The following is a 10,074-nucleotide window of genomic DNA, read 5'->3' on the forward strand; positions in this document are numbered from 1 at the left end:
CCCGGTCGCGCCACCCCCGCCGCCGCCGCGCCCGGCTGCGCCACCGCCGGTTTCCGCCAAGAAATGCCCGCCCAACCAGCCCAGATGCTAGGCTCTTGGACGGAGAAATCCGGGGAGAGGGGGCCTGGAGAGGAGTAGTGAAAATGCCCCCGAAAGGCCCTTATTTCCTTGCTTCTGGCCGAAATCGCGCTATACAGCGCGCCATCTCACACGGAAACATGGCTCAAAAGGCCGTCCGGTGGCAGCCGGGGCGAGAACGCTCCGTTTTGCTCACACGTTTCCGGAGGAACCAACCGGAGAATTAGAACGATGGCACTACCCGATTTCACTATGCGTCAGCTTTTGGAAGCTGGCGTGCACTTTGGTCACCAGTCGCACCGCTGGAATCCGAAAATGGCACCGTTCATTTTCGGCACCCGCAACAACATCCACATCGTCGACCTCGCACAGACCGTGCCGATGCTGCATCACGCCTTGCAGGCGGTGAGCGACACCGTCGCGAAGGGCGGCCGCATCCTGTTCGTCGGCACCAAGCGCCAGGCCCAGGACGGCGTTGCCGACGCGGCCAAGCGTTGCGCGCAGTATTTCGTCAATTCGCGCTGGCTCGGCGGCACGCTGACCAACTGGAAGACGATCTCCGCCTCGATCAAGCGCCTGCGTCACCTCGACGACGTGCTGTCCGGCGGTGAAGCCAACTCCTACACCAAGAAGGAGCGCCTGACGCTGCAGCGCGAGCGCGACAAGCTCGACCGTTCGCTCGGTGGCATCAAGGACATGGGCGGTCTGCCCGACCTGATCTTCGTGATCGACACCAACAAGGAAGACATCGCGATCCAGGAGGCCCAGCGCCTCAACATTCCGGTCGCCGCGATCGTCGACACCAATTCGGATCCGAAGGGCATCACCTACGTGGTCCCCGGCAATGACGACGCCGGCCGCGCGATCTCGCTCTATTGCGACCTGATCGCGCGTGCTGCGATCGACGGCATCTCGCGCGCCCAGGGCGATGCGGGCATCGACGTCGGCGCCTCGGTTCGTCCGGCCGCCGAAGAGTTGCCGACCGCAGCCAGCGGCTTCCAGGGCCTTGCCGGTCCGCGCGGCACTGCCGACGACCTCAAGAAGCTCCCGGGCGTGTCGGGCGCGATCGAGAAGAAGTTCAACGACCTCGGCATCTTCCACTACTGGCAGCTCGCCGAGCTCGACCACGACACCGCGCACACGATCGGCGAAGAAGTCGGTCTGCCGAGCCGCGCGGACGCCTGGGTGGCCAAGGCCAAGGCGCTGACCGCGGAAGCGGAATAGCCAAACGTAAGGGTTGGCCGGAGCCGTTCCGGCCACCATTTCAATGACGCGAATCCTGTGATGGACCGCGGCGAGGCCATCGAAGCCACGCCGCGGGCCGACTGGCAGGCAAGAAGGATATTCATCGATGGCAACGATCACAGCTGCAATGGTCAAGGACCTGCGCGAGTCGACCGGCGCGGGCATGATGGACTGCAAGGCCGCGCTCACCGAGAACGGCGGCGACATGGAAGCGGCGCAGGATTGGCTGCGCAAGAAGGGCCTGTCGAAGGCCGCCAAGAAGTCGGGCCGCGTCGCGGCCGAGGGCCTGATCGGCGCGCTCACCAAGGGCAGCAAGGGCGTCGTGGTCGAGGTCAACTCCGAGACCGACTTCGTCGCGCGCAACGGTCAGTTCCAGGGCCTGGTCAAGATGATCGCCCAGGTCGCGTTCGACGCCGGCGCCGATGTCGAGAAGATCAAGGCCGCCAAGGTCGGCGACGTCACCATCGAGACCGCGATCAACGACGCGATCGCCACCATCGGCGAGAACATGACGCTGCGCCGCGCCGCTTCCCTCGAAGTGAAGCAGGGCGTGGTGTCGAGCTACGTCCACGGCGCGGTCATCGAGGGCGCCGGCAAGATGGGCGTGCTCGTGGCACTGGAATCGCCCGGCAAGGCCGATGAGCTCGCCACCCTCGGTCGTCAGCTCGCCATGCATGTCGCGGCCGCCAATCCGCTGGCGCTCGACCCGACCGGGCTCGATCCGGCCGTGATCAAGCGTGAGAAGGACGTGCTCGCCGACAAGTACCGCCAGCAGGGCAAGCCGGAGAACGTGATCGAGAAGATCGTCGAGTCCGGCCTCAAGACCTACTACAAGGAAGTCTGCCTGCTCGAGCAGGCCTTCATCCACGACACCGGCAAGTCGGTGGCGCAGGCGGTGAAGGAAGCTGAGGGCAAGGTCGGCGGCGCTGTGAAGATCGCGGGCTTTGTGCGCTATGCTCTCGGCGAGGGAATCGAGAAGCAGGAATCCGACTTCGCCGCCGAAGTCGCGGCCGCGAGCGGCAAGAAGTAAGCGCCGGGACGTTCCCTTCCGGCGGCTTCCGCCGGAAGCGGTGCCCGGACGAGGAAAGTGCTCATGACTGATCCGGTCTATCGTCGCGTGGTGATCAAGCTGTCCGGCGAATATCTCGCGGGACAGCAGGGCTCCGGTTTCGACCAGCCGACCATCGACCGGATCGCGGACGATCTGATCGCCGCCCGTCACCTCGGAACCGAGATCGCCGTCGTCGTCGGAGGCGGCAATATCGTGCGCGGGATGGAAGTCTCCTCCCGCGGCGTGTCGCGCCCGACCGGCGACACCATGGGCATGATGGCCACGATGATGAACTGCCTCGCGCTGGAGGCGGCGATCGAGCGCAAGGGCACGCCGGCGCGCGCCCTGTCGGCCTTCGTGATGCCCGAGATTGCCGAACTGTTCACCCGCACCGCGGCGCACAAATACCTCGCCGAGGGCCGAATCGTGCTGCTCGGCGGTGGAACCGGCAATCCGTTCTTCACGACCGACACGACCGCCGTGCTGCGCGCCGCCGAGATCGGCGCGGAGGTCGTGCTGAAGGCCACCAATGTCGACGGTGTCTACTCGGCCGATCCGAAGAAGGACCCGACCGCCAAGCGCTTTGACCGGCTGACGCATTCGCAGGCGATCGAAGGCGGCTACAAGGTGATGGATGCGACCGCCTTCGCGCTTGCCCGCGAGACGTCGCTGCCTATCATCGTATTCTCGATTTCCGAGCCCGGGTCGATCGGCGCCGTGCTGCGCGGCATCGGCCACGGGACGATCGTCGCGGGCTGACGGCCCGCCTGGCGCCGGCCAAAAGGGCGCCGAGTGGACTTTGAAGGGAGAGCGTGATGGCTACGGGTAATTTCGACATCAACGAATTGAAGCGCCGCATGCAGGGCGCCACTTCGGCCCTCAAGCACGAGCTCGGCGGTTTGCGCACGGGACGTGCGTCCGCTTCGATGCTCGATCCGGTCCAGGTCGAAGCCTATGGCAGCCACATGCCGCTCAACCAGCTCGCGACCGTCAGCGTGCCGGAGCCGCGGATGATCTCGGTGCAGGTCTGGGACAAGAGCATGGTCAAGGCGGTGGAGAAGGCGATCGTCGATTCCAATCTTGGTCTCTCGCCCGCCACCGAAGGCCAGGTGTTGCGCCTGCGCATCCCCGAGCTCAACGAGGAGCGGCGCAAGGAGCTGGTCAAGGTCGCGCACAAATACGCCGAGGCCGCCAAGGTCGCCGCGCGCCATGTCCGCCGCGACGGCCTCGACGTTCTCAAGAAGCTCGAGAAGAATCACGAGATGTCCGAGGACGACCAGAAGCGTCACGCCGACGAGGTGCAGAAGGCGACCGACGGCACGATCGCCGAGATCGACAAGCTGCTGGCGGCCAAGGAAAAAGAAATTCTCACGGTTTAGAGAAGCAGAGCCCGATGCCGAACGCCGCCGCGCCTGTAACCGATGGACCTGACCGGTCCGAGGCGCCTGCGCATGTTGCCATCATCATGGATGGCAATGGGCGTTGGGCGGCGTCGCGCGGGCTGCCGCGGGCCGAAGGCCATCGTCGCGGCGTCGAGGCGTTGCGCCGCGTGGTGCGGGCCACGCACGAGCTCGGCATTCGTTATCTCACGATCTTCTCGTTCTCTTCGGAGAACTGGTCGCGGCCGGCGAGCGAGATCGGGGATCTGTTCGGCCTGTTGCGGCGCTTCATCCGCAACGACCTGGCGTCGCTGCATCGCGACGGCGTCAAGGTCCGCATCATCGGCGAGCGCGAGGGGTTAGAGCCCGACATCTGCGCGCTCTTGAACGAGGCCGAAGAGCTGACGCGCGACAACACGCGCCTGACGCTGGTCGTCGCCTTCAATTACGGCTCGCGCGCGGAAATCGCCAAGGCGGCGCAACGGCTCGCGCAGGAGGTCGCCGACGGCAAGCGCGATCCTGCGTCGATCGACGCCGACACGCTCGGCCGCTATCTCGACGCACCCGATATTCCCGATCCCGATCTGATCATCCGCACCAGCGGCGAGCAGCGCCTGTCCAACTTCCTGATGTGGCAGGCGGCCTATAGCGAGCTCGTCTTCGTGCCGATCCACTGGCCGGATTTCGACAAGGCGGCGCTCGAAGGCGCGATAGCCGAATTCTCCAGGCGCGAACGCCGTTTCGGCGGCCTGGTTGCGAAATCAGCCTCGTGAGCGAACCCGACGCCACGCCGGCGGCCGCAAGCCCTGCCTCCAGCAATCTCGTGATGCGCGTGCTCGCCGCACTCGTGCTGGCGCCGCTCGCCATCGCGCTCGCCTGGGCCGGCGGGTGGCTGTGGGCGTTTCTCGTCACGCTCGCCGCGATCGGCCTGTTCGTGGAATGGCTTGTTGTGGTCGGGGCAGGGCGAGTCGCGCTGACCGGGGCGGGAACGATTGCGCTGGCCTTCATGGGATTCTGCCTCGCCTTCGGCGCGCTCAGGACGGCGGTCGTGGGTCTGGTGGTCGGGCTTGCCGTGATCGCGCTGTTGTCGGCCGGTAAGCGCGGCTGGGCGGTGCTGGGCTTCCTCTATGCGTCCGGAGCGCTCCTGGCCTCGATCCTGGTGCGGCAGGATCCGGTGAACGGATTCGTTGCGCTGATGTTCGTGCTGCTCGTCGTGTGGGCGACCGACATCGGCGGCTATTTTGCCGGCCGCGGCATCGGCGGGCCAAAGCTGTGGCCGCGGGTCAGCCCGAAGAAGACCTGGGCCGGCGCCGGCGGCAGCTTCATCGCGAGCCTGATGGTTGCGGGCGGCTTTGCCGCCGCCGGGTTTGGCAAGCCGGTTCCATTGCTGGCCCTCAGCGCGCTGCTGACGGTGGTCTCGCAACTCGGCGACCTCTTCGAATCCGCCGTCAAACGCCGGTTCGGCGTCAAGGATTCCAGTCACTTAATTCCCGGCCATGGCGGTCTGATGGACCGCCTGGACGGCTTTATCGCGGCCATCATCGTGGCCTGGATTTTCGGCTTCCTCCGCCATGGTGTGCATAGCGCGGGGAGCGGACTTATGGTTTGGTGAAGGTATGAGCGCAGTCCCCTTGCGTAACAACAAAGCTGCGGCCTCCGAGGTGCGCAGCGTGACCGTTCTCGGTGCCACCGGCTCGATCGGCGACAGCACGATGGATTTGTTGCGCGGCGCGCCCGATCGCTACCGGGTCGAAGCGCTGACCGCGAACAGCAATGTCGAGGCGCTCGCAAAACTCGCCAGGGAATTCTCCGCGCGGTTCGTGGCGATCGCCGACACCTCCAAGCTTGCCGAACTGAAGAGCGCACTTGCGGGCACGAAGACCGAATGCGGCGCCGGCGAGAGCGCGGTGATCGAAGCGGCCGCAAGGCCCGCCGATTGGGTCATGGCCGCCGTCAGCGGTGCCGCCGGGTTGAAGCCGGCGCTCGCCGCGGTCGATCGTGGTGCCGCAGTCGCGCTCGCCAACAAGGAATGTCTGGTCTGCGCCGGCGACTTCTTCATGCAGCGTGCCGCCAAGGCCAATGCCTGCATTCTACCGGCCGATTCCGAGCACAATGCGCTGTTCCAGGCGCTGAGCTCGGGCAATCGCGACGAGCTCGTCCGCGTCATCATCACGGCCTCAGGCGGTCCGTTCCGGACCTGGAAGAGCGCCGACATCGAGCAGGCGACGCTGGCGCAGGCGCTCAAGCATCCGAACTGGAGCATGGGCCAGAAGATCACGATCGATTCCGCCTCGATGATGAACAAGGGCCTCGAGGTGATCGAGGCCTCCTATCTGTTCGCGCTGACGCCAGACGAGATCGACGTGCTGGTGCATCCGCAGTCGATCATCCACGGCATGGTCGAGTTCTCCGACCGTTCGGTGATGGCGCAGCTCGGCGCGCCGGACATGCGGATTCCGATCGCACATTGCCTCGGCTGGCCCGACCGCATCGTCGGTCCGTCGGCCCGGCTCGATCTCGCCAAGATCGGACAACTGACTTTTGAGGCGCCGGACTTCGAACGCTTCCCGGGACTTCGGCTCGCTTACGATTCGTTAAGAACGGGGCGCGGCGCGACCACCGTCTACAATGCCGCGAACGAAGTCGCGGTCGCCGCGTTCATCAAGGGCGAGATCAGATTCGGCGCCATCGCAAGGCTGGTCGAGGCCACCCTCGAGGACTGGATCCGGGGAGGGAACCTGGCTCCCTTGACGTCCGCTGACGATGCAATCGCCGTTGACCATAACGCGCGAAAAAGGGCCGCCGCCCTATTGCCTCAAATTGCCTTAAAGGCATCCTAGAGGGTTCGGGGCCAGGGCCGGAAGGCGCTGGGTGAGGGGATTCGATGACTGACTTTTTTCTCCATAGTTTCAGTACGTTGGGCCATGGGCTCATCGGCTACGCAATCCCCTTCTTGTTCGTCCTGACCATCGTCGTCTTCTTCCATGAGCTCGGCCATTTCCTGGTTGCGCGCTGGGCAGGCGTGAAGGTGTTAACCTTTTCGCTCGGCTTCGGACCGGAACTGATCGGCTTCAACGACCGCCACGGCACGCGCTGGAAGGTCTCGGCGATCCCGCTCGGCGGCTACGTCAAATTCTTCGGTGATGAGAGCGAGGCCTCGACCCCGTCGGCCGAAACGCTGTCATCCATGACCGAAGAGGAACGCGCCGGCAGCTTCCACCACAAGAAGGTCGGGCCGCGCGCCGCGATCGTTGCGGCTGGTCCCATCGCCAACTTCATCTTGGGCGCCCTGATCTTCGCCGGTATGGCGTTGTACTACGGCAAGCCGAGCACGATCGCCCGCGTGGACGGGCTGGTGGCAGAGGGCGCGGCCGCCGCGGCCGGCTTCAAGATCGGCGACGTCGTGGTGCAGATCGACGGCACCCCGATCGAGAGCTTCAACGACATGCAGCGCGTCGTTGTGATGAACGGCGGTTCGCAGCTTGTCTTCAAGGTCAAGCGGGACGGCGAGATCGTGTCGTTGAACGCGACGCCGAAACTGCAGGAGCGCAAGGACCAGTTCGGCAACAAGCAGAAGGTCGGCGTGCTCGGGGTCGAGCACAAGGCCCAGTTCGGCGAGGCGGCGACCACGCCGGTCGGCTTCTTCGAGGCCCTGAAGATCGGCGTCGACCAAGTCTGGTTCATCATCGCCTCGACCTTCAAGTTCCTGGGATCGCTGTTCGTCGGCCATGGCAATCCGCAGGACGTCTCCGGCGTGCTCGGCATCGCCAAAATGTCGGGGCAGGCGGCCAGCGCCGGCTTCCAGTTCGTCATCAACCTCTGCGCGGTGCTGTCGGTCTCGATCGGGCTTCTTAACCTGTTCCCGATCCCGCTGCTCGATGGCGGCCACCTTATGTTCTATGCGGCCGAGGTCCTGCGGGGCCGCCCGCTGTCGGAGCGGACCCAGGAGATGGGTTTCCGAATCGGGCTTGGACTTGTGCTGATGCTGATGGTGTTTGCGACCTACAACGACATCCTTCGTTTCGCGGCCTCCTGAAGCGGGCTTTTTTGTGACGTTGCTGATGGGCAACGTCTTGGAATGAAATTGAAATTGCGGCGCGCTCGGCCGTTTGCGGCGCCGGTGAAATTGGCTACAAGCGGCTTGAACTTGGGGAATCTCCCAGACCGGCGTTGGGGTTGGGTCTGGTACTGAATGATAAGGGCGCGTTGCGCATGAAGTTTGGAATGCGAGTCCGGGGGGGCCTGCTTGCCACCCTGATCCTGTGCGGCGCGCCGGTGGTTGCCCCGGTTGGGGCTATGCTTGTGTCTTCGTCCGCGGTCGCTCAGACCGTGCAGTCGATCGTCGTCGAAGGGAATCGGCGCGTCGAGGTCGAGACCATCCGATCCTATTTCAAGCCGGGCCCGGGGGGGCGCCTCGACCAGGGCGCCATCGACGACGGCCTGAAGGCGCTGATCGAGACCGGCCTGTTCCAGGACGTCAAGATCCGGCGCGCAGGCGCGCAGATCGTGGTCTCGGTCGTCGAGAACGCCGTGATCGGCCGCGTTGCCTTCGAGGGTAACAAGAAGATCAAGGACGAGCAGCTTTCCGCCGAAGTCCAGTCCAAGCCGCGCGGCACCTTCTCGCGCGCGGTGGTGCAGTCGGACACGCTGCGCATCGCCGAAATCTACCGCCGCTCGGGCCGCTATGACGTGCACGTCACGCCCGAGATCATCGAGCAGCCGAACAACCGCGTCGACCTGATCTTCACGGTCCAGGAAGGTGCCAAGACCGGCGTCAAGTCGATCGAGTTCATCGGCAACGTCGCCTTTTCGTCGTACCGGCTCCGGGACGTGATCAAGACGCGCGAGACCAACCTGCTGAGCTTCCTCGGCAGCGCCGACGTCTACGATCCGGATCGTGTCGAGGCCGACCGCGACCTGATCCGCCGCTTCTATCTCAAGAAGGGCTTTGCCGACGTGCAGGTCGTTGCCGCGCTCACCGAATACGATCCCGAGCGCAAGGGCTTCCTCGTCACCTTCAAGATCGAGGAAGGCCAGCAATATCGGGTCGGCTCGGTCGACTTCCGCTCGAGCATCCCCAACTTCGACGTCAACTCGCTGCGCAGCTATTCGCGCGTCAATGTCGGCTCGCTCTACAACGTCGAATCGGTCGAGAAGTCGGTCGAGGAGATGCAGATCGAAGCCTCGCGGCGCGGCTTCGCCTTCGCCGTGGTCCGTCCCGGCGGCGACCGCAATTTCGACGCCCACACCGTGTCCGTCGTCTTCAACATCGACGAGGGCCCGCGCACCTATATCGAGCGCATCAACATCCGCGGCAACACCCGCACGCGCGACTACGTCATCCGCCGCGAGTTCGACGTCTCCGAGGGCGACGCCTACAACCGTGCGCTGGTCGACCGCGCCGAGCGGCGCCTGAAGAACCTCGACTACTTCAAGAGCGTCAAGATCAACACGGAGCCGGGCTCGTCCAGCGACCGCGTGATCCTGGTCGTCGACCTCGAGGAGAAGTCGACCGGCGACTTCTCGATCTCGGGCGGCTACTCGACCACCGACGGTGCGCTTGCCGAAGTCTCGATCTCCGAACGCAACCTGCTCGGCCGCGGCCTGTTCGCCAAGGCGTCGGTCACCTACGGCCAGTATGCGCGCGGTTATTCGCTGTCCTTCGTCGAGCCGTATCTCCTGGACTATCGCGTCGCGCTCGGCCTCGACCTCTATCAGCGCCAGCAGCTCTCCAACAGCTACGTCTCCTACGGCACCAAGACGCTCGGCTTCTCGCCGCGCCTCGGCTTCAGCCTGCGTGAAGACCTGTCGCTGCAGCTTCGCTACTCGATCTATCGGCAGGAAATCCAGCTGCCTTCGTATCTCGCGAACTGTAACAACGATCCGACCTCGGCGGCGTTCAACCCGAGCCCTGCCTATGCGGCCGCCAACGGCATCAGCCTTGTCTCGACCAACGGTCTGGGCTGCTACGCAGACGGTGAGGCCTCGCTGCCGGTCCGCAAGGAGCTTGCAAACGGCAAGACGCTGACCTCGGCGCTGGGCTACTCGCTGACCTACAACACGCTCGACAACAACAAGAACCCGACCGACGGCCTCCTGATCGACTTCAAACAGGACTTCGCGGGTGTCGGCGGCGACGTCTCGTATCTCAAGTCTGCGGTCGACGCGAAGTACTACCAGTCGCTGGTCTCTGACGTGGTCGGCCTGCTCCATGTTCAGGGCGGCATGCTCAACAAATGGGGCAGCACCGACCTGCGCATGCTGGATCACTTCCAGATGGGCCCGAACCTGGTGCGAAGCCGCGCACCAGGTTCGGGCCCA

At 64.8% G+C, this 10,074-nt stretch carries 9 protein-coding genes; all 9 read left to right on the forward strand.

Annotated features, from left to right (window positions below; all coding sequences use genetic code 11):
* The first annotated feature begins 309 nt into the window (after positions 1-309).
* Positions 310-1,302 carry a 30S ribosomal protein S2 gene (locus tag C2U70_RS15255; protein WP_140979177.1) on the forward strand — a complete coding sequence of 331 codons (993 nt, stop codon included), beginning with the start codon at positions 310-312 and terminating at the stop codon, positions 1,300-1,302.
* Between the two features lie 127 nt (positions 1,303-1,429).
* Positions 1,430-2,353, forward strand: coding sequence for a translation elongation factor Ts (tsf, locus tag C2U70_RS15260; RefSeq protein WP_140979179.1), 924 nt, complete (start codon positions 1,430-1,432; stop codon positions 2,351-2,353).
* Positions 2,354-2,416: 63 nt separating this feature from the next.
* Positions 2,417-3,133 carry a UMP kinase gene (gene pyrH / locus C2U70_RS15265; protein WP_140979181.1) on the forward strand — a complete coding sequence of 239 codons (717 nt, stop codon included), beginning with the start codon at positions 2,417-2,419 and terminating at the stop codon, positions 3,131-3,133.
* Positions 3,134-3,189: 56 nt separating this feature from the next.
* Positions 3,190-3,753 (forward strand): ribosome recycling factor, encoded by a 564-nt coding sequence (frr, locus tag C2U70_RS15270; RefSeq protein WP_140979183.1) that lies wholly within the window; start codon positions 3,190-3,192, stop codon positions 3,751-3,753.
* A gap of 14 nt (positions 3,754-3,767) precedes the next feature.
* The gene (locus tag C2U70_RS15275; protein WP_140979185.1) at positions 3,768-4,526 is read left to right on the forward strand and encodes an isoprenyl transferase; all 759 of its coding nucleotides are present in this window, start codon (positions 3,768-3,770) and stop codon (positions 4,524-4,526) included.
* Complete coding sequence (locus C2U70_RS15280; RefSeq protein WP_140979186.1) at positions 4,523-5,365, forward strand: phosphatidate cytidylyltransferase; 843 nt, start codon at positions 4,523-4,525, stop codon at positions 5,363-5,365. The genes C2U70_RS15275 and C2U70_RS15280 overlap by 4 nt, the downstream gene beginning before the upstream one ends.
* 4 nt (positions 5,366-5,369) lie before the next feature.
* Positions 5,370-6,593, forward strand: a complete 1,224-nt coding sequence (gene dxr, locus C2U70_RS15285) for a 1-deoxy-D-xylulose-5-phosphate reductoisomerase (protein WP_140979187.1) — start codon at positions 5,370-5,372, stop codon at positions 6,591-6,593.
* 44 nt (positions 6,594-6,637) lie between these two features.
* On the forward strand, positions 6,638-7,789 hold the full coding sequence (gene rseP, locus C2U70_RS15290; RefSeq protein WP_140979189.1) for an RIP metalloprotease RseP: 1,152 nt from the start codon (positions 6,638-6,640) through the stop codon (positions 7,787-7,789).
* A 176-nt stretch (positions 7,790-7,965) separates the two neighbouring features.
* Positions 7,966-10,074: outer membrane protein assembly factor BamA (gene bamA / locus C2U70_RS15295; protein WP_140979190.1), on the forward strand; the 2,109-nt coding region annotated here is incomplete at its 3' end.

Origin of the sequence: Bradyrhizobium guangdongense, assembly GCF_006483445.1 — a bacterium.
In the GTDB taxonomy this organism is placed as follows: Bacteria; Pseudomonadota; Alphaproteobacteria; order Rhizobiales; family Xanthobacteraceae; genus Bradyrhizobium; species Bradyrhizobium guangdongense_A.